We start from the raw sequence: 21,215 nt of genomic DNA, 5'->3' as shown, positions 1-21,215 counted from the left end.
ATATATTTTTGGAGGTTAGTCATTTACTTATCTGTTATAAAATTGCACTAAGTTTTTATTACTGTTAACTGAGACTGAAAACGGCTTACTTGTTATAGTACATTCAACATTTGTTCCTTTATCTTTTCTAGCTCGTCTTTCATTTGTACTACTAATTTTTGCATTGGGGCATAATTAGATTTTGAGCCAATGGTGTTTATTTCGCGGCCGATTTCTTGAGAGATAAACCCTAATTTTTTGCCATTTTGTCCATTGGAATCTATGGTCTTTAAAAAATAATCAAGGTGATTTTCTAGGCGTACTTTTTCTTCAGTAATATCAAACTTTTCGATATAATAAACGAGTTCTTGCTCAAACCTGTTTTCATCTACTTTTTCTTTTATTTCAGCAATACCTTTTTCTAGACGAGCTCTAACTCCATCAATGCGTTCAGGGTCCATTTCAATCACCTGATTCAACAAACCTCTAATACTTTCAATACGTTCAACAAAATCTTGGTATAGAATTTTGCCTTCGTCTTCTCTATAGGCTACAATTTTTTCAATGGCTGAATCTATCTCATTAGAGATGGTTTTCCATTCATCCTCATCAATATCGTCCCGTTCTGTCGTAACTGCATCCGGCAAACGAATAGCCATTTTTAAGAGCTCCGTTTCGTCGCCATCAACCACAGCTTTTAACTGTTTAATATACTCCTTTACGACCGTATTATTAATTGTAGAACTGGTGTCTTCACCAGTAATTTCAACATATAATGAAAAATCCACTTTACCTCTAACCAAGTGTTTTGCAATCTGCTTTCTTATGTCAAGTTCCTTAGCTCTGTACATCGACGGCATCCGAGCATTGACATCTAGGCTTTTACTATTTAAGGATTTTAATTCTATGGATATTTTTTTTGCGGGAAGTTGAACTACCGATTTCCCATAACCTGTCATGGATTGTATCATGTAATGAAGATCAATTTTAGTTGGTCAAAGGTACAAAATCGAATCGTTTAATAAGAGAGTAAATAATTAGTTATCAATTCGCTTGAAAAGAAACCATTTTTTAATTTCGCATTTCATTAAAAACCCAAGTCTATGTACAAAAAACAGTTTGAAATCCGATGGAACGATATTGATGCCAATGGCCATTTGGCCAATTCGGCATATACCAATTTTATGAGTCATGCTCGGATGTCGTTCTTTTCTGAATTTGGATTTAGCCTTCCAGAAATAAAATCGCACAAACTTGGGCCCGTTGTGTTTTATGAGCACATGTATTATTTTAAGGAATCTTTTATCAGTGAGCCGATAACTGTTACCATTGAGTTATCTGGACTTAGTGAAGACGGCATGTTCTTTGGTTTTGACCACAACTTTTACAATCAAAAAGGAGATAATTTAGCGTTTTGTGAAATGCAAGGGGGATGGATTGATTTAAGTTTTAGAAAACTAAGCGCCCTACCAGAAAAACTTTTAAAGTTAGCGTTACAGTTTCCTAAATCTGAAAATTTTAAAACAATAACTAAAGCCGATACCCGGAAACACGGCATAAAACCAAAGTCATTGACGGACAGAAGTATTACTTAAAAACGTCATGTTGTTTAAAAGATTTAATTTTTACATTACTTATAAAAGGCATCAAAAATTTGTTGAGTAGGTTGTTTTTGTGTCTTATGTAACAGGTCAGAGTTTCTGGTTTAGCCCCTAGTGTGCTTTTAATTTCGGACGCTGTTCTTCCTAGGTTAATTCTGCTAGATTGTGTTTCAATACCGATTCTTACATAATCATTTAAAATTCGAGGATAGATGGCCAAGTCTCTGTTTTTAGAATAATCAAGACCTATAAAATGGGCATCGAGATGATTACCATTTTTCATTGCTGATAGAAACCCAACCAATTCATTGTTATAAAAATAACCTTGGGCAATAAATTCTTCTTGAAACTTAACCTTTAAATTAATATAGGTGTTTAAGTCTAGGATCTGGGCATTAAAGTCGGCGTTGGCAATTGTGTTTTCATATAAATTTTGAAGGTCAGAATTATATACGGCAATGTCTTTTTCGGAAAATCGCTTCACCGTTAAGGGTTCGCTTGTAGAATCAGCTTTGTTTGCCTTAACCCTATACTTAGAACGCAGTGCATCTTTGTAGTCATCAAAAGATTTCCATTCTGGTTTTAAATAGATAATCATATTGGGTTCTACTTGCATAGCTGCAAAATCAAAATCCTTTAATTGCTCGGTGATGTAGAGTGATTCATCTAAAAAGTCCTTTACAAAAACAGCATGCAGTTTTCGGCTGCATTTGGTTTGGGTTTTTATGGCTTTACCAATAGCCTTGAATGTGGATTTTTTTGGCTCTCCTTCTTTTAAAAAAGTACCGTATTCACCACTGAGAAATACATTACCGCAGAATAAGATCCGCAATTTGTTATCGCAAAAAATGCCATTGATAAATCGTTTTAACCATGTTGCTATTTTAATGTTCTTGGTAATGGTTTTTACTCCAATAGTTACAATTTGAGTATAGGCAAATGCCACAGGAACCTTTTTCTTAAGTATAAAAATATAGTTGAACTCTATGTCTTCATTACCAACTTCAAAGGCTTTTAAGAATTCTGGTGAATAATAAATGTTTTGTGTACAATTTATTTCGTCCCAATATTCTGAAGGAATAGCATCTACATTAGAAAATTGAACGGACTTTAGGCTCACACTGATTTTTGTTTAGGCTTATAAGATACAATGTACACACCTACAAAGATAAATAGCATGGCTACAATCTTTATAGCATCAATAGTGTCTACACCCATAAACATAGCAAAAAATCCTGCTATAACGGGTTGTAAATAAATAAACACTCCAACGGTTGAGGCTTTTAACCTGGTCAATGCTAATGGATTTAAGAGATAAGTGCCAAAAGTTGCTCCTACAACCACAAAAAGGACTGCAAACGTAATTGCTGGTGTAAAAGATTGCCATTCTACAGCATTTAACTCACCAATGCCAAATGGAAGCACTAAAAAGAATCCAAATAAAAACAACCATTTAATAAAAGTAAAGGGGTGGTATTTAGCTGAAAGCTGTTTTATTAAAATGATATAGATACTATACGCTATAGCGTTTAAAAAGATAAAGGTGTTTCCTAAAAAAACATTATCTGCTGCTCGGGTTGATTTACCATAAATGGTAAGGGCAAGCGCACCTCCTAAAGCTAAAATAACGCCCAGGACTTTTAACTTTGTCACTTTTTCTTTTAACACTATGGCTGATAAAACAAGAATTATAACGGGTGTTATAGTAACTATGGCAGAGGCATGGATTGGTGTGGTCAGTTGTAATCCCTTTAAAAACAATATCATATTTATGCCCACTCCAAAAACAGCCGCCATAAAAAATTTGAAGTAATCCTTTTTGTCAACTTTTTCTTTTGGTAAAAAGAGACTAACCAACCAAAATAAAATTGTTGCTCCGCCAACCCTTAATATGACGAAAGCTAAGGGGCCAACAAAATTGTCGTTAAATACAATTTTAGCGAATGTAAAATTAAGACCGTAAAGCACCTGCACCATTAAAAGTGCAACAATAGCATAGCTTCTACTTTTCATATACAGCTTGTTTAGCTGCTTCTACGGTTTTCTTAGAATTGCCGATGAATATTTGATTTTCAATGAGGATAACGGGGCGTTTTAAAAATGTGTAATGCTCTAAGATGTAGTTTTTATAATCGTCTTCAGAAAGTGACTTATCCTTTAAGCCTAAGGATTTATAAAGTCTTGCCCGTTTACTGAACAATGCTTCATAATTTCCAGAAAGTGTATGCATTTCTTCAAGTTGAGCCTCTGTGATTGCCTCATTTTTGATGTCTTGAAGTGTAAAATCTTCTAGCAAATTCAATGCTTTAAGGATACGATTACAAGTATCGCAAGTGCTGAGGTAGTAAACTTTTTTCATGATTGTGATTAAAGTCTTGCAAAGTAACTTCATTTAATTTTAATAAAAAACTATGATGGCGTACATTTGAAAAGCACTAAGCATTATTTAATACAAGACAACTATGGATTATTATTCAATTGCTTCCATTTTAGTAGTTCTATCTGCAATTTTTGGGTATATCAACGTTCGATTTTTAAAACTGCCAATTACTATCGGACTAATGATTATAACGCTTTTGTTTACCCTAGTAGTTATTGTAATTGCTCAGTTCGATGATACTTTACTTTTACAGGAAAAGGCATTCATTACCAGTATTGATTTTGAAACTGTTCTGCTCGATATTATGTTGAGTTTTTTATTATTTGCTGGTGCTTTGCACACCAATTTTAATCAATTGCGGATTCAGCGATGGCCTATATTGGTTTTTGCAACCTTTGGTGTTTTAATTTCCACATTTTTGGTAGGTGGTATTATGTATTATGTGTTGTCTTGGTTAGGGTTAGAAATTGCCTTTATCTATTGCCTTTTGTTTGGTGCTTTGATTTCCCCTACTGATCCTATTGCAGTTTTAGGTATTCTTAAAAAAGCTGGAGCACCCAAAAAATTAGAGACTAAAATTGTAGGAGAGTCTCTATTTAATGATGGTGTTGGTGTTGTTGTATTCTTAACCATTTTTGCTATTGCGGCAAAGCCAAATGCTGCAATTGAAGTTTCAGAAATCGCAACACTTTTTCTACAGGAAGTCGTTGGCGGTATTGGGCTTGGACTTATTTTGGGTTGGATAACTTATAAATTGATGAAATCCATAGACAACTATGAAGTCGAAGTAATCTTGACTTTAGCAGCTGTTATGGGAGGTACAATGGTGGCACATCAATTTCACTTGTCAGCACCTTTAGCAATGGTTACTGCTGGACTTTTTGTAGGTAATGATACTGTGAGAAACTCAGTGATGTCAGAAACCACAGAACTCTACGTGGACAAATTCTGGGAGCTTATTGACGTTCTGTTAAATACCATTCTTTTTGTGATGATAGGCATGGAAATGTTAGTGTTAAGCTTAGAAAGAAATTTTATTTACGCAGGCTTATTAGCTATTCCGTTGTTATTGATTTGTCGATACCTCTCTCTCTGGCTGCCGATAAAATTCTTCGCAAAACGATTGGATTTTGTTCCAAAAACAACATTGATTATGACGTGGGGCGGTTTACGTGGAGGAATATCCATTGCACTTGCACTGAGCCTAACTTCCGAAATGCATCGAGAGCTCTTTTTAGTGATTACCTATTTAGTGGTTATTGTTTCAATCATAGGTCAAGGGTTGACGGTAGAGCCAATTATAAAACGCATTACCAAAAAATATAAACCTGATTAGATGTTCAAAAAGGCATTAGCTTCTTTATAAGGAATTGTAAATTCAGTATAGCCTTGAGAATAGGAAGCTATTTCATAAACGTTATATAATAAAATAATGCCTTCCTCGCTAAACCCAATGTTATTAGGGAGCTGAAAGCCTTCTCCAAAAAAGTAATCCTCAGCATTTTCAGAATTTGAATTGTTTTTTACGTTATCGTAAAAATGACGCTCTGCGACTTTTTTAAATTCGGGCATATTGTTTACAATATCACCTAGGTCTAACTCGTGACCTGTTTCAGGATTAAAGTTCAGAAGTGTGATAGTATCATTACCGTGAGCACCTCCTTTATCTTGATAGGTGTTTATTGCAACCGTAATAACGCTTTCAGATTGATAAACGACTTCAGTTTCTATTATGAGTTCCCACTTTTGATGAGTATCAGGGAAGTCCGAAATGAACGTTTGATATTCTTTATCGAATGCTTCTAAACCAGATTCTAAAGTTTCGCTTGTGGTGGAAATATCGATAGCTTTATACATTGCTTTTTCAATTGCCGAATTAATCACTTCAGCATTACTGTTTCCGCTAAAACTATCGTAGTTGACCTCAATGTTGGCCTTATAGAACGTGTCGATAGTTTTCACTTCTGTGGTGTAGGGCTTAAATTCTTTATTACAGGCTATAAAAGCAAGGCAGATGAAAATGAGTATTCTTTTTATTTTCAAGGCGTAGGGATTATGTTAAACATACAATAAAGGTATAGCATACTTTTGTATAGAACGAATTATCCTTTAGATTTGTTGCGCTTCAGAAAAGACGATGACTTTTGTTAAGTTTTAGCAATAACCACCGTCTAAAAGCACTTTAATTTTTAAGAAAAACACACATGAAATTCAACACCAAAACCATACACGGAGGACAAGAACACGATAAAGCTTACGGCGCTGTAATGCCTCCAATTTATCAAACATCGACCTATGCTCAATCTACTCCAGGCGGACATAAAGGTTATGAATATAGCCGTACACACAATCCAACGCGTAATGCTTTAGAAAACTCTTTAGCTAGCATAGAGAACGGGGAATTCGGATTGGCATTTGGGTCTGGATTAGCAGCTATTGATGCCGTTTTAAAGTTATTAGAACCGGGTGATGAGGTGGTTTCTACAAACGATTTGTACGGCGGAAGCTATCGATTATTTACTGGGATTTATGAGAAGTTTGGCATAAAATTCCATTTTATCGGCATGGAGAATGCATCCAAAATTGAGGACTATGTCAATGAGAATACAAAATTGATTTGGGTGGAGACACCAACCAATCCAATGATGAATGTTATTGATGTTAAGGCGACTTCTGCTATTGCGAAAAAGCACAATGTGTTACTTGCAGTTGATAATACCTTTGCAACACCATATTTGCAGCAACCTTTAGATTTGGGTGCGGATATCGTCATGCATTCAGCAACAAAATATATAGGAGGACATAGTGATTTGGTAATGGGTGCTTTGGTTGTAAAGGATAAAGATTTGGCGGATCGGTTGTATTATATCCAAAATGCAAGTGGTGCGGTTTGTGGACCTCAGGATTCGTTTTTAGCCTTAAGAGGCATAAAAACACTGCACATTAGAATGCAACGTCATTGTGAAAATGGAAAAGCCGTTGCCGAATATTTAAACAATCACCCAAAGATCGAAAAGGTCTATTGGCCAGGTTTTGAAAATCATCCCAACCATGATATCGCCAAATCACAAATGAATGATTTTGGTGGAATGGTGTCTTTCGTTACAAAAGGAAATAACTATGACGAAGCGATTAAGATTGTCGAAAACTTGAAAGTTTTTACATTGGCAGAATCACTAGGTGGCGTAGAGTCCTTAGCTGGTCACCCAGCAAGTATGACGCATGCAAGTATCCCTAAAGAAGAACGCGAGAAAACAGGTGTTGTAGATGCACTAATAAGATTAAGTGTTGGGATTGAAGATGAAGAGGACTTAATTGAAGATTTAAAACAAGCGATTGGTTGATTATAACCAAGCAAACAAAAAAGACCGAATTTTTATTCGGTCTTTTTTGTATTATGTAAATATGTTTTAATCGAGATAATAGATATACCCAAAATTCAACCAGACTAATACGTCATTAAACTTGTTAGACGGTAACTTATGGTTAAAGCCATCAATCCAGTCACTAAAGTAGTATTGAAATCTAAGGTCTAGCATTAAATCTGATAGAATAGTCAGTTTATAACGAACTCCCACACTTGAGACTACAGACCAGGCATTGATTTCATCCAAATCAATCGGATATGGATCCGCAGGAAAAGTGTCTGTCCAATAAGAGTATAAGTTGTTAGGATTAAATACATTACCATCACCATAAGTAGTCTGTGCCTTAGGATTAGAAGTGGTATAATGTGCTCCTAAACTTACAAAAGGTGCCCATGCTCCTCTATGAGATGAAAAAGCTCTGATACTCAACGGAAAATATTCAAGCTGCATCCCAATATCAAAATTGGTGGCCTGTCCAGAATGCGCTCTTAATTTATCAGCATTAGCACTCGTAAAAGATGGATCTACCCATTTTCCGAGATGGTCTAAATTGGTTTGATTCCAGGATATTTCACTTCGTAATTTAAAATGGTCGTTAAAATAAGTATCAGCCGTGTAACAATTACAATCTGCTCGATAAGAAAAGTTGATGTAGTGTATTAACCCAATGCCAATACCCGTATTACCAATATTGGTTTCTTCATTTAAACGCTGACCGTAATCAGATCTAAATTGAACGGGACCAACAATAACACCAATTTCATGGGAAAAACCTAACTGCGAAAAACCAGATTTCCAGATTAAAACCGCAATTGAAAGAATTATAAAACGCTTTAAATCAAGCTTCATGAGTTGTTTTCGATTAAGGCAATGTGCGAACAAATATATAAATTATCGACGAAATACAAAATAAAACGGATGAAATGCAATATTATTGTTATGTTAAGGGAAGATAAAGCTAAATTAAATATTTAAAATGATAAATAAGAATATAAAAATTTTAATCTAATGTTTTTAGAGATAATGTATCTTTGGGGCAATAAATTAAGAATTCACTAATTATACTTGTATGCAACAAACAATAGAAGCTTTTTTAGACCTAGTTAGAGAACGTAACGGGCATGAGCCAGAATTTATGCAAGCCGTTGAAGAAGTGGCAGAAACAGTAATACCTTACATTGCAAAAAATGATATTTACTATGGTAAAAATATTCTTCTCAGAATGGTTGAGCCAGAGCGTGCCATTACTTTTAGGGTGTGTTGGGTAGACGATGATGGAGAGATTCAGGTAAATCGTGGCTACCGAATTCAAATGAATTCGGCTATTGGCCCATACAAAGGTGGGTTACGTTTCCACCCTTCTGTTAATATGAGCATTTTAAAATTCTTAGCCTTTGAGCAAGTCTTTAAAAATAGCTTAACAACACTACCAATGGGTGGTGGAAAAGGAGGATCTGACTTTAATCCAAAAGGAAAGAGCGATAATGAAATTATGCGTTTTTGTCATGCATTTATGAGTGAGTTGTTTCGCCATATTGGCAACGTAACAGATGTCCCAGCTGGTGATATCGGTGTCGGTGGACGAGAAATAGGCTTCCTGTTTGGAATGTATAAGAAACTAAGAAATGAGTTTACAGGTGTTTTAACCGGTAAAGGTTTAACTTGGGGAGGATCATTGATTAGACCTGAAGCGACTGGCTATGGGACCGTGTATTTTGCGCAAAGTATGCTGAAAACTAAGGATGAAAGCTTTGAAGGTAAAACCGTTGTGATTTCCGGATCGGGTAATGTGGCGCAATATGCAGCAGAAAAAACAATTCATCTTGGTGGTAAAGTAGTTACCCTATCTGATTCTTCTGGGTATGTTAATGATAGTGATGGCATCGATGCAAAGAAATTAGCTTACATAATGGACTTAAAAAACAATAAGCGAGGACGTATTAGTGAATATGTGAAAGAGTATCCTAATGCAACATTCCATAAAGGAGAAACACCTTGGAGCGTTAAATGTGATATTGCTTTACCATGTGCTACTCAAAACGAATTAAATGGAGATGATGCAGAGACTTTATTAGCCAATGGTTGTATGTGTGTCAGTGAAGGCGCAAATATGCCTTCTACAAAGGATGCCGTTCATAAATTTATAAGTGCAAAGATTTTGTTTGCACCAGGGAAAGCATCTAATGCTGGTGGTGTAGCAACTTCTGGTTTGGAAATGACACAGAACTCATTGCGTTATAAATGGACTCGTGAAGAAGTGGATACCAAATTAAAGGATATAATGGCAGACATACACAAATCTTGTATGGAATATGGTACTGAAGAGGATGGATTTGTTGATTATGTAAAGGGTGCTAATATTGCAGGTTTTGTGAAGGTTGCAGATGCTATGCTGGCACAAGGGGTTGTATAAAAATTTATGTTTTAAAATTAATAAAGCTCTAATCCTTGTTTAGGATTGGAGCTTTTTCATTTTTATATATGATATGCCTTTAATAACCGTTAGTATTAAATATATTTGAAAAAATTAAAGTATGCTCAAGAAAGTCATTCTTGTTTTTACAATTCTATTTTTTGCTTTACAGCCAGTTGATTGCCAGGATTTTTCAACGCTTTGGCAAGGGCATTTTTCCTATAACTCTGTTATAGATATTACCAAAAGTGATTCTAAGTTGTATGCCGCTTCAGAAAATGCCATTTTCTCCTATGATTTTTTTACAGAGGACATTGAAACAATTACAACAGTAGAAGGTCTTTCGGGGGATTTTATTTCCACCATTGAGTATAGCCAAACATACCAATTGTTGTTGATAGGCTACACATCTGGTCTTGTTGAAATATATTTTGAAAACGATTGCAGTATACTCTCTGTGGTCGATATATTAGATAAAGTCACAATAGACCCTGCTTTGAAAGCAATCAATGACTTTAATGAACATGAAGGTCTAGTATATATAGCAACTGATTTTGGAATATCGGTTTATGACTTGCAAAGAATTGAGTTTGGGGACACTTACTTTATTGGCTCAGGAGGAAGTCAAATTCCTGTAGAAAAGACAACTGTTTTTAATAATGCGATTTACGCAGCATGTACTATGAATAATGGATTAAAAAAAGCAGATGTTAATAGTACAAATCTTGTCGATTTTCAAGAATGGCAAACGATAGCAACTGGGGATTTTTTATCAATTGAACAGTCCGAAGGGAGGCTGTATGCGCTTAGAGCTAACCGTGATTTATTAGAAGTTGTCAATGACGTGCTTGTTACTCAACTAAATTTTAGTAGTCTCCCTGTAAACACAGAAGTTTCGGATAATAATTTAGCATACACAACAACCAGTAATGTCTATATTTATAATTCAGATTTAGCACTTCAAGTTCAAGTTAGCCCACTTGAAGATTATCCAACCCAGTTTACCGCAAGCATTACCGATAAAGATGATTTGTACATTGGAACAAAAGATTACGGAGTTCTTAAAACCTCAATAACTAACCCTGTTGAATTTCAAGAGATATTACCCGACGGACCTTTACTTAATGATGGATTTAAATTAAATGCTTTCAATTCAAAAGTATGGGTGACTTTTGGGGAATATGATCAGTTTTATAATCCATTTCCATTAAACAGCAGAGGGATAAGCCGACTCGATGATGAAGGATGGAGAAATATACCATTCGATAGCCTTTTAACAGCAAGGTGTTTGGCTGATATTACTGTAAACCCTTCAGACCCCAATCAAACCTTTATAAGTTCATATCACGATGGCCTATTGGAGTTTAATGATATTGAGGCTATAAAATTATTTAACAATACCAATAGTCCGCTTCAGTCCTTGATTTTACCCGGTAACCCAGACTTTGTAAGTATTAGAGTAGGCGGTACTATTTTTGACAGAGAAGGGAAATTATGGAGCATTACGAGTAGAGTCGATGAAGCTTTAAAATCCTACGATCCAGCCTCCGGCCAATGGCAGACTTTTAGCTTCGAAGATTTAATTGAAGATGCCTTAGTTGATGAACTTGGTTTTCCTGAATTGGTTATTGATAATAATAACACAAAGTTTGTGGCGGCATACGATTCTGGTCTTATTGCTTACAACGAGAATCTGCAAAACCCACTACGGAGTATCAGATCGAGAGAACAAGGCTTTCCTTCTAGGTCAGTTAGGGCATTGGCCTTGGATAGATCTAACCAGCTTTGGATAGGAACAGACTTTGGCCTTAGGGTGCTGTTTAATACAGGGAACTTTTTTGATGACCCAGACCCTAGTGTTGAGCAAATTATTTTTCTTGAAGACGGCATTCCAAGAGAACTTTTAGAGGGTCAGTTCGTGACCGATATTAAAATAGATGGATCAAATAACAAATGGTTAGGGACAGGAGATTCAGGTGTGTTTTATGTTACGCCTAATGGCCAAAATACCATTTATCATTTTACCAAGGATAATTCTCCTTTACCCAGTAACGCTATTAATGATATCACTATAGACGAAAGTAATGGTACTGTATATTTTGCCACGCCAAATGGTTTGGTGTCATTTAGAGCAGGAGGATCTCAACCGCAAGAAGAGTTAGCAGATGCGTATGTGTATCCCAACCCAGTTCGCCCTGATTATAACATTCTTGGATTTGATAACCTCAATGATATTACTAAAGGCGTTAAAATAGTTGGTCTTACTGAAAATGTCAATATAAAAATTACAGATATTGAAGGTAACTTAGTTGCAGAAGCACAGTCTAGAGTCAATCAAAGAAACTCTAACTTAGGCTATAACTTTGCTATTGATGGTGGCACAGGAATCTGGAATGGTAAAAATATGGGCAACAATATCGTAGCTTCAGGAGTCTATCTTGTTTTAATTTCAGACTTGGATTCTTTTGAAACCAAGGTGCTAAAGCTATTAATAATCAGATAACAAATGCTGATAGACTCTCATGCCATTGTACTTTCCAAACTAAAGTATAAAGATTATGACCTTATTGTGAGGTGTTACACCTTACACAGGGGCACTGTTAGTTATCTCGTAAAAGGAGGGTTAAAAAACACAAAATCAAGAGCTTCTAAATCCATTTATTTTCAGCCTTTGTCTCAAATACAAATCATTGAGAACTTTAGAGAAGGTCAGTCACTTCAATATTTTAAAGAAGTAAAAGCTGGTTATATCTACAAAACGCTACATACAAATGTTTACAAAAGTGCAATAGTTTTGTTTTTATCTGAAGTTTTAAACTCAGCTTTAAAAGAAGAGGAACGGAATTTAGAACTGTATGAATTTATAGAACATGCATTTAAGTACCTTGATGACGAATCTAACTTTTCAAATTTTCATTTACTATTCCTTTTAAAACTGACCCGCTATCTTGGGTTTCAGCCAGAGAAGCCATCTAAAAATTCAAACTATTTTAACTTGTTAAAAGGCTATTTTGAGGCAACATCTTCAGACATTTATTCTATTTCGGGTAAAAATTTAACCCTTTTAAAAACCTTTTTAGGCATAAATTTTGATGCCATTAATGAGGTTAAACTGGCATCAACAGAACGCCAAGACTTTTTGAATATGTTATTATACTATTTTGAATTACATTTGGGCAATTTTAAAAAACTGAAATCCCTTAAAATTCTTAATGACGTCTTTCATTAAGTGCCAAACTAATAATCAGAAACTTTTATCCTTGAAAACTATTAAATTTTCACTTTTTATTGTTTTATTATGCTTAGGCATGCAACAGTCATTGTCGCAGGTTATAGCGGTAAAAGAAGTTGGCTCTGATGAGCCTGTTGTTGGCGTAGTTTTGTACAATTTAAAAAAGACAAAATCAGTAATTACTGATATCAATGGAGAGGTTTCTATCGATCAATTCCTCGATAGCGAGATAATTTACTTTCAAAACTTTTTGTATCAAAAGGCAGAATTCACAAAAGCTGAAATTTTAGCGAATAATAATTTGGTCTATCTAACTCTAAACGTAGAAGGACTAAATCAAGTGGTCGTTTCAGCATCAAAATTTGAACAAAACAAAAGAGACATCCCTCAAACCATAGTAAGTTTAAGTTCTGAAGATATTGCATTTACAAACCCTCAGACAAGTGCAGATCTCTTGGAAGGTACTGGTAATATCTTTGTCCAAAAAAGTCAACTCGGTGGGGGGAGTCCAATTATTAGGGGGTTTTCTACCAACCGTTTATTGATTACTGTTGACGGTGTTAGAATGAACAATGCCATTTTTAGAGGAGGTAATCTTCAGAATGTAATTTCAATAGACCCGTTTAGTATTCAGAACACGGAGGTCACTTTAGGTGCAGGTTCTGTAGTTTATGGTAGCGATGCCATTGGAGGGGTGATGAGTTTTTATACTAAAAAACCACAATTATCCTATAAGAATGATTTGTTCTTTAATGCCGAAGCGGTTCTCCGGTATGCTTCAGCCAATGATGAAAGTACAGGTCATCTCGACTTTAATTTAGGCTACAAAAAATGGGCGTTCTTAACCAGTGTTAGTTATACAAATTTTAATGACTTACGCATGGGGAGTCATGGGCCAGACGAGTACTTAAGATCACAATATGTGGTTACGTCGAACGGTGAAGATATGTTGGTCAATAATCCAGATCCAGAGATACAGACTCCCACAGGTTACGACCAAATAAATGCCATGCAAAAAGTGCGTTTTGAACCTGCAGATAATCTCAATTTTGATTTAGGACTGTACTACTCTACGACTTCAGATTACTCAAGGTACGATCGTTTAATTCGCCCAAGAGATGATGGCTTGCGCTCAGCAGAATGGAATTACGGGCCACAAAGTTGGTTTATGAGCAATTTTACAGTGACAAAACTAAGCAGCAGTTCTAATTTGTATGATAAAATTCAGGCAAATTTGGCATACCAGAATTTTAAGGAAAGTCGTTACGATAGGGACTTTGATTCACCTATTAGAAATAGAACAGAAGAAAACGTCGATGCCATTTCTTTTAATCTGGATATGGAAAAGAAGATAAGCCGAAGAAGCTCTTTTTTTTATGGGGCAGAGTATTTATTTAACTCCATAAATTCTGAAGGGAGCGAAGAAAACATAGAATCTAATACTGCTAGCGATGCACTCTCAAGGTACCCTGATGGTTCTACCTGGCAGTCCTTCGCTGCGTATAGTAGCTTAAAATTTAAGCCAAATGAGAAGTTTATTTTTCAGACAGGATTACGTTACAATCAAGTGTTGATTAATGCTGATTTTTCTGAAAACAATGAATTTTTAAATCTCCCATTCGACAATGCAGATCTTAATACTGGGGCTTTAACGGGTACTGCAGGATTCACTTATATTCCGAGCGACTTAATACAATGGAGATTAAATGCTTCAACAGCCTTTAGGGCACCAAATATTGATGATATAGGGAAGGTCTTCGACTCCGAACCGGGTTCAGTTGTTGTCCCCAACAATAATTTAAAAGCAGAATATGCTTATGGTGGTGAGTTGGGTCTGCGACTTAATTTTGATGATAAGGTGAAGTTGGATATGGCAACTTATTATACATTTTTAGATAATGCATTGACACGTCGCGATTTTACATTGAACGGGGAATCACAAATTGAATACAATGGCGAATTGAGTAATGTACAAGCAATACAGAATGCCTCAAAAGCTTGGATTTATGGGTTTGAAGTTGGTGCTGAGGTTAATTTTTCAGAAGCCTTTCAGTTAACATCGCAATACAACATTATTGGAGGATCTGAGGAAGATGAGAATGGAGTAGAAGTGCCCGTTAGGCACGTCGCTCCTTATTTTGGGAACACACATTTTTTATACAAAAATGAAAAATTGACTTTAGATGCTTTTGCCGTTTATAACAACGAACTGTCATTTAATCAATTAGCACCATCCGAAACCAGTAAGGGTTATATTTATGCGTCAGATGAAAACGGAAATCCTTATTCTCCTTCTTGGTACACTTTAAACCTTAGAGCTCAATATGATATTTCTAAACATATACAACTAACCACGAGTTTAGAAAATATTACAGATCAGCGTTACCGACCTTATTCTTCCGGTATTACAGCTGCAGGCCGAAACCTAATAGTTTCTGTAAAATATATGCTTTAAAAGGTTATAGTTTTTTAATGGCTTTCTTTGTAATTACTAACCCGTTGGATAATTCAACTTTAGCAATATACGCAGCTGTACTTAGATTATTGAGGCCGTAAACTTCTCGTGAAGAGTCGCCACTCAATGTATAAACTAATCTTCCCTGTAAATCAATAATATTCACTTTGGAAATCGTTAAACTTGAGTTTTTTAATGCGAATTGAACATTGCCATTTTGAAGTTCAACAATACTTAATCCGTTTTCTTTAAGTGCTAATTCGTCTTCACTTAGTGTATTTTCATTTTTAAAGACTATAGAAAACCTATCGTTAAATGTCCCCCCTTCTGATGTAAACTGGTATGAAGACTCACTTAAATCATGAATAACATTTAAATAACTATCCTTAATATAAATAGGGTTGTTATTTAAGAATCCTCCTTCAGTTTTAATGACATATAAAGTATATACAGCAGAAGAATTGATATAGGCACCAAAACCGACAGGAATCACTTCATCCTCATTTAAACTACTCAATGCTTTTCCTTGTATCACATAGTTGGAATAAGGATCTTCTTCCATCATAGAATATATCATCCCGGCATTACCAGCGTAGTTGCGTTTGGTGTCAATAGCATTTCCATCATAACCATCAGTCGCAATATCGGCATAAGCCACACAAATTTGACTGTAAATACCAATGTCTGAGCTTAAGTTAAGCCAAAGGGTTTCTTTTGTTGAGTTTTCATTTGTGCTATTACTATTAAATCTAAAGAATTGAGTGTTTTCATCATTTCCACTTACCCGCATAGCATTGGTGAATGTAACATTACCATTAATTCTTGAAGGGATAAAAAACCCTTGTCCAGACGGAATTTTACGTTCAGGAATATCATCTCCATCAATCATATTATCATCATTTGTGTCAGCACCATTTCCAGCTTCGCCTATTAAGTTTATGGTCACATAATCATTTTGGTTAAAGTTAAGCACTTCGTTTCCTGGGTTAGCTCCATCAGGTTGTCTTACATGAGACCACATATATATAGCCTCGTAAATTTCAGCACCGTTTTCTGTAAAAAATTGATCAGCGTCTAAAGCCGATGGATATGGGTTGCCAAGCAAATTCCAGTGGAGACTTAGGTCGTTTAGTGTATTGTAAACTACTGGATATGTTATGTCACCTGTGTTATAATTACCTCTAAATGTATAGTCATATCCAACACCAAAGCCCATTGGAAAAGATCCGTGTGTAGCAGCAAATCCTTGACCAGGTGTCATAGAATAACTACCTGTTGCTAAAGTCCAAGCATTGGCATCGTCATCAACGCCATCTGCATTAGCGTCAACAAAGTTACCAGCATTAAACCAAAATCGACGATTAGGATTTGAAAAAAATAAAGCCCCATCCGTTGTTGCATTAGTAATCGGAGAACTCCAATAGGTGTAGTCATAGGAGTTATTGAGTTCAGCTGTTGTTTTAATAACATCTGTATCTCCTGCACCATTATTTGAGAAATAGCCAGCATCAGACCCAACACCTCTCTGAACGAAACTGCCTTTAGTTTCAACTGTAATATTTGCTGAATTATTGATGTCGACATTATTTATGACTTCAACATAGTGTCCATTATCAATAAACAGAGTGCCATTATTTACAATAAGACTACAGGCACTAAAACTTCCTCCATGTGTACTGGTATTGTAGGTAGCAGTCATTGTAACAACATTAGCGGCAGTTGGAAGCGTTCCGTTTGGAGTAATGCCATCAGACCATATCCAATTACCATTCCATGTAACATCAGCAATATTAAACTTAATAGCATCAGAAGCTGAATAACAAGTTGCATCGTCCTCTCTAACTTCACAATAAAACTGATGGTCAGATAATGCATTGGCATTAGTTATAGTCAACACATTTGTTGTACTGTTAGAGAATGTAGCATCATCCGAAATGGGTTTCCACTCTGGTAAAGTGGGGTCATTAGAATCAAAATAGTACCATTGATACGCTAGTCCATTACCTCCAGAAAATCCTTCACTAGCACTTACGGTTAATGTTACATCTTCGCATGTGGTATATGAGTCAGTAATACTATTTATAGTTGGTGGCAATCCAGAGGAGAAGTCAAATAGACCAATATCCATATAGTTAACTGGGGTTTGGGATGTCCAATCATTAACATTCCATGTAGTGCTTGGGACGGTAATACCAGTATTTTTTCGTCGGTAGGTATAATCTTTGCTGGCAATTGTAAAAGCATTACCAGAAGTATCACCCCAAAGGTCTACCCAAACTTCAGACATTCCTGATGTATCATAAAGGCGAATATTATCGTCTTCATTTATTCCTCCTATTCCACTAAAAATATCTGCAGTATAACCACCCTCAGGGTCATTAGCATTTGTTCCCCCAAAAGCAATTACATATATGCCATTGTCAGCTAAATTTCCTGATAGTACAATAGTTGAAGTAGCACTTATTGCTCCATTATTATGAATACGTAGTTCATAGTTGTTTAAGTTAATATTACCACCTGTACCATTAAACAATTCTACATAGGAGTGAGAACCTGATCCTTTATCTGTAACTTCACTTATAAAAACATCCGTCGGTGTAATTCCGCTCGTTCCTTCACAAGAAGTAATAGTATTGTTGAGAACCGTAAAGGTGTCTGTTGCAGAGCATCCTATATCATTAATAATCACTAGCCCACCTGTATCGGCACCAGTAGGAACTGTAACTTCTAATTCAGTTGAGCTCATGACTAGGATGCTCGATGTTGCATCTAATCCATTAAAATTGGCAGTAGTTGAGCCTCCAAAGTTATTTCCAGTAACTCTGACTATAGTATTCTCTGGACCTGATGATGGGCTTAATGATAAAGTTCCAGCTGAGCAAACACCAGTACCTTCCACTCCAAATGTGTAGGGGTTTTCATCTCCATCGTTACTAACTATTGTAATTGTTGATGATCTTGGGTTTATTGATGAACTAGGTGAAAATTGAATTTCAAATGCTACAATTTCATTTGGAAGTAAAGTGATTGGAGCAGGATTTGTTATTAGTGGAAATTCTGATGGATTACTAGAGGTGAGACTACTTACAACAAGATTGACATTGCCTTCGTTATGAATATAATATGTTTTTGCAGTTGAAGAGTTTCCGATAGTCGTTGAAGCAAAAATGGTATTATTACCTGTATTGGCTGCATTACCATTGGTAATAGATGCATTAGTGTTCCTTTCTATATCAATTTCTGGAGCAGGAGGATCGCTGTGTGTGGTTGTAGTGACATCGTCAATGTAAACAGTACTTTGAGTTCTTCTAAATTGAAATTCAATGTTGTTTGACGCTGAATTAATTGTTGCTACATATTGAGTCATAGTATTACTTAGCCCAAAAGGGGATCCTGTTGCCGCTGTCCAAGCCCCTCCATTTATCCTATAATTAACCTGTACAGAACCAGAACCAGTGCTTGATTTAGCATAGAATGTGACCTCCCCTAGGCCTCCAGTGACTATATTTGGTGAAGTAAGCTGGGACCCTGTTTGACTTCTAAGTTGTAAAGAACTAAAGCCAGTATTTACATTTGCTAAGTTGTTGTTCTCAAGTATCTGATTTGCAGATCCTGTCCAAGTACCAGAGGATAAATTAAATGTCGTAGTTGCAACGTAACCACCACCGTTAGGTGGTAATCCAGTTTCGAACCCTTCGGTTATCTGCCCAAATCCAAAATAAAAAGCACATAAAAAGAAAAGCGCAGTGAGGGAAAATGCTTTGTTCATAGGGTTAAAAAAGATGTAGCTATTAATTATAAAGCGCTAAATATAAATAAAATACATATTTCTTGCTTATAAATGTTTGCAATTTGTTGATAAAATGACTGTATTTTTACACTATGAACACCTCAAAATCATATTCCATCGATGAAGCGCAAAAGAAGATGGAACAGTACTGTGCCTATCAAGAGCGCTGCCATAAAGAAGTTTCTGATAAATTGAAGCAAATGCGAATGATTCCCCAAGCCATAGACCAGATTATGGTGCATCTCATCCAAAATAATTACTTAAATGAAGAACGCTTTGCTAAAGCTTTTGCAAGAGGAAAATTCAGGATTAAGAAATGGGGTAAAAATCGGATTGTACGAGAATTGAAGTTTAGGGATATTTCACAATATAGTATCGACTCTGCACTAAAAGAAATTGACGAAGATGACTATCATAAAACCTTACATGAATTAACACTAAAACGAATTGGCCAAGTCAAAGAAAAGAACATCTACAAAAGGAAAAAGAAAGTGGCTGATTACCTTTTATATCGTGGGTGGGAATCGCACTTGGTTTACGAGAAACTAAATGAACTCATTAAGTGATACCATTCAATTTATGGGTTTTTAAAATGGCTCGCTCATTTTTCCAATCAATCCATTTTTGTCCTTTAATTCTACGCATAAGGTTGTCAACACTTCGCATTATAAAAACGTTATAAATAGCCTTGCCAAGATTTTTAGGGTTTCTAGCTATGGCACGTAAACTCATTGAAAACCCAGGTGTAATATAACGCATGTAATGCCAATAGCCCTCAGGCATATAAAGCACTTCTCCATGGTTGAGGTTACAAACCCAGCCCTTAGCATTTTTTAATGCTGGCCATTTGTCAAAATCAGGATTTGAAAAGTCAATATCCTCACGAGTAATCAACGAATGAGGAATTTTATAAAGGTGCTTGTTTTGTTTTTGGTCGAATAAAATGCATTGTTTTTCTCCTTCAAAATGAAAATGAAAAATATTAGCCAAATCAATATCGTAATGCATAAATGTGTGGGAATCCCTACCTCCGAAGAATAACATTGGTAAGCCTTTCATGAGTCGCAAACCAAAATTAGGAAAGGTAAAATCTTTTTGCAACTGTGGAACTTCCTTTAAAATGTTCCAAAGAAAAATACGGTATTTAGTGGGCTCTCGTTTTAGCAAATCTACATAGTCACTCATCTTCATTTTAGCGTGAGCCTCGTTAAAACCATCCTTATAATCTACGGGTCTATCGTCGTAGAGAGGTACTGTGATGTCGCCAGCAATCTCTTTCATATAGTCGAGATTCCATTTGGTATATGCAGGCCAATCTTCAATAAACCGCTCTATCACTACAGGCTTCTGTGGCTTAAAATAATCCTTCAGAAAATCTTCCTTAGATATTGTTTTTACACGTGGTATGTCTTGTAGGTTTAATTGCAAGATTAATTTTTTTGGAGGCTAAAGTTAATAAAACGTTACTAAAAGAAGATTAGTGCGTGTCTAATTAATTGCAATCCGTGTTATAACCATTTAGACTCTCGTCCTGTAGCGTCTAAAATATCAATTTCTAAACGCTCAGAAAAATCTTTTGCAATCTCAAATGCTTCATTTTTATCCTTTAATCTACAAACTTCAATTCTGTGATTGCCGTTATAAAAAAGATTGATTTTAATGATTGGGTTTTTAACATTTGTCTCAGCACTTCTGGAGCGAAGTGTTGTGGCTTCATTAGTAGAAAAAACCGAAACGTAGTCTATTTTTGGTAGTGGTTGCCAACGTCCAAAATTCATTCCTAAAAATGATTTTACTTTTCGGAATTGCATCGTTTCAAAATTAAACTCAGTACCTTCTATTAGAATAAAATATACGGCCAATCCAGAAAGAATAAGTCCCTTTATATCATCCAATACTAAAAAGATTGAAAATATAAATAATAGAACCCCGAAAACGAGTTTCATTATGGGGACTTTTCTAATGTATTTTACTGTTGCCATTATTTTTTAATTTGT

The 21,215-nt window shown here is 35.6% G+C and carries 17 protein-coding genes; 8 read left to right on the top strand and 9 right to left on the bottom strand.

The features are described from left to right. Positions 1 to 92: 92 nt before the first annotated feature. Positions 93 to 950, bottom strand: coding sequence for a YicC/YloC family endoribonuclease (locus ACFEMA_RS00460; RefSeq protein WP_411765989.1), 858 nt, complete (start codon positions 948 to 950; stop codon positions 93 to 95). A gap of 132 nt (positions 951 to 1,082) precedes the next feature. Between ACFEMA_RS00460 and ACFEMA_RS00455 the strand changes: the two genes are divergently transcribed. Next, on the top strand, positions 1,083 to 1,574 hold the full coding sequence (locus tag ACFEMA_RS00455; RefSeq protein ID WP_411765988.1) for an acyl-CoA thioesterase: 492 nt from the start codon (positions 1,083 to 1,085) through the stop codon (positions 1,572 to 1,574). Here ACFEMA_RS00455 and ACFEMA_RS00450 read toward each other — a convergent pair. Genes ACFEMA_RS00450 through ACFEMA_RS00440 form a run of 3 tightly spaced genes read right to left on the bottom strand, consistent with a single transcriptional unit; the run spans position 1,567 to position 3,939 of the window. Beyond that, the gene (locus ACFEMA_RS00450; RefSeq protein ID WP_411765987.1) at positions 1,567 to 2,700 is read right to left on the bottom strand and encodes a hypothetical protein; all 1,134 of its coding nucleotides are present in this window, start codon (positions 2,698 to 2,700) and stop codon (positions 1,567 to 1,569) included. The genes ACFEMA_RS00455 and ACFEMA_RS00450 overlap by 8 nt on opposite strands. Next, positions 2,697 to 3,593, bottom strand: a complete 897-nt coding sequence (locus ACFEMA_RS00445; protein WP_411765986.1) for a DMT family transporter — start codon at positions 3,591 to 3,593, stop codon at positions 2,697 to 2,699. The genes ACFEMA_RS00450 and ACFEMA_RS00445 overlap by 4 nt, the downstream gene beginning before the upstream one ends. After that, the gene (locus tag ACFEMA_RS00440) at positions 3,583 to 3,939 is read right to left on the bottom strand and encodes an arsenate reductase family protein (protein ID WP_411765985.1); all 357 of its coding nucleotides are present in this window, start codon (positions 3,937 to 3,939) and stop codon (positions 3,583 to 3,585) included. The genes ACFEMA_RS00445 and ACFEMA_RS00440 overlap by 11 nt, the downstream gene beginning before the upstream one ends. 103 nt (positions 3,940 to 4,042) lie before the next feature. Here ACFEMA_RS00440 and ACFEMA_RS00435 point away from each other — a divergent pair, with 103 nt between their 5' ends. Next, positions 4,043 to 5,296 (top strand): cation:proton antiporter, encoded by a 1,254-nt coding sequence (locus ACFEMA_RS00435; protein WP_411765984.1) that lies wholly within the window; start codon positions 4,043 to 4,045, stop codon positions 5,294 to 5,296. Here the strand turns inward: ACFEMA_RS00435 and ACFEMA_RS00430 are convergent. Continuing rightward, positions 5,293 to 6,003 (bottom strand): DUF3298 domain-containing protein, encoded by a 711-nt coding sequence (locus ACFEMA_RS00430; protein ID WP_411765983.1) that lies wholly within the window; start codon positions 6,001 to 6,003, stop codon positions 5,293 to 5,295. The two genes, ACFEMA_RS00435 and ACFEMA_RS00430, sit on opposite strands and share 4 nt — an antisense overlap. 161 nt (positions 6,004 to 6,164) lie before the next feature. Here ACFEMA_RS00430 and ACFEMA_RS00425 point away from each other — a divergent pair, with 161 nt between their 5' ends. Next, positions 6,165 to 7,304, top strand: coding sequence for a cystathionine gamma-synthase (locus ACFEMA_RS00425; RefSeq protein WP_411765982.1), 1,140 nt, complete (start codon positions 6,165 to 6,167; stop codon positions 7,302 to 7,304). A gap of 66 nt (positions 7,305 to 7,370) precedes the next feature. Here the strand turns inward: ACFEMA_RS00425 and ACFEMA_RS00420 are convergent, their stop codons facing one another. Then, positions 7,371 to 8,177 carry a THC0290_0291 family protein gene (locus tag ACFEMA_RS00420; protein ID WP_411765981.1) on the bottom strand — a complete coding sequence of 269 codons (807 nt, stop codon included), beginning with the start codon at positions 8,175 to 8,177 and terminating at the stop codon, positions 7,371 to 7,373. 220 nt (positions 8,178 to 8,397) lie between these two features. Between ACFEMA_RS00420 and gdhA the strand changes: the two genes are divergently transcribed. The 4 genes from gdhA to ACFEMA_RS00400 all read left to right on the top strand — a co-directional run bounded on the left by gdhA (position 8,398) and on the right by ACFEMA_RS00400 (position 15,428). Continuing rightward, a complete protein-coding gene (gdhA, locus tag ACFEMA_RS00415; protein ID WP_411765980.1) occupies positions 8,398 to 9,741 on the top strand; it encodes an NADP-specific glutamate dehydrogenase in 1,344 nt (447 codons plus the stop codon). A 121-nt stretch (positions 9,742 to 9,862) separates the two neighbouring features. Further along, entirely contained in the window at positions 9,863 to 12,244 is a 2,382-nt protein-coding gene (locus ACFEMA_RS00410) for a two-component regulator propeller domain-containing protein (protein ID WP_411765979.1), read from the top strand. Between the two features lie 3 nt (positions 12,245 to 12,247). Beyond that, a complete protein-coding gene (gene recO, locus ACFEMA_RS00405; RefSeq protein WP_411765978.1) occupies positions 12,248 to 12,970 on the top strand; it encodes a DNA repair protein RecO in 723 nt (240 codons plus the stop codon). A gap of 79 nt (positions 12,971 to 13,049) precedes the next feature. After that, complete coding sequence (locus ACFEMA_RS00400) at positions 13,050 to 15,428, top strand: TonB-dependent receptor plug domain-containing protein (RefSeq protein ID WP_411766409.1); 2,379 nt, start codon at positions 13,050 to 13,052, stop codon at positions 15,426 to 15,428. A 4-nt stretch (positions 15,429 to 15,432) separates the two neighbouring features. On the opposite strand, the gene ACFEMA_RS00395 is transcribed toward ACFEMA_RS00400, so the two are convergent. Continuing rightward, positions 15,433 to 19,197: a lamin tail domain-containing protein gene (locus tag ACFEMA_RS00395; protein ID WP_411765977.1), complete on the bottom strand. Its 3,765-nt coding sequence runs from the start codon at positions 19,195 to 19,197 to the stop codon at positions 15,433 to 15,435. A gap of 113 nt (positions 19,198 to 19,310) precedes the next feature. On the opposite strand from ACFEMA_RS00395, the gene ACFEMA_RS00390 reads away from it, so the two are divergent. Then, positions 19,311 to 19,784, top strand: coding sequence for a regulatory protein RecX (locus ACFEMA_RS00390; protein WP_411765976.1), 474 nt, complete (start codon positions 19,311 to 19,313; stop codon positions 19,782 to 19,784). Here the strand turns inward: ACFEMA_RS00390 and ACFEMA_RS00385 are convergent. Both ACFEMA_RS00385 and ACFEMA_RS00380 read right to left on the bottom strand, forming a co-directional pair. Next, a complete protein-coding gene (locus ACFEMA_RS00385; RefSeq protein WP_411765974.1) occupies positions 19,777 to 20,646 on the bottom strand; it encodes a cupin-like domain-containing protein in 870 nt (289 codons plus the stop codon). The two genes, ACFEMA_RS00390 and ACFEMA_RS00385, sit on opposite strands and share 8 nt — an antisense overlap. A gap of 80 nt (positions 20,647 to 20,726) precedes the next feature. Continuing rightward, entirely contained in the window at positions 20,727 to 21,200 is a 474-nt protein-coding gene (locus tag ACFEMA_RS00380; RefSeq protein WP_411765973.1) for a hypothetical protein, read from the bottom strand. Positions 21,201 to 21,215: the final 15 nt, after the last annotated feature.

Origin of the sequence: Winogradskyella sp. A3E31, assembly GCF_046720935.1 — a bacterium.
Lineage (GTDB): Bacteria > Bacteroidota > Bacteroidia > Flavobacteriales > Flavobacteriaceae > Winogradskyella.
Note: the sequence above shows the minus strand (reverse complement) of the source record. Positions and strands in the feature narration are given on the sequence as shown.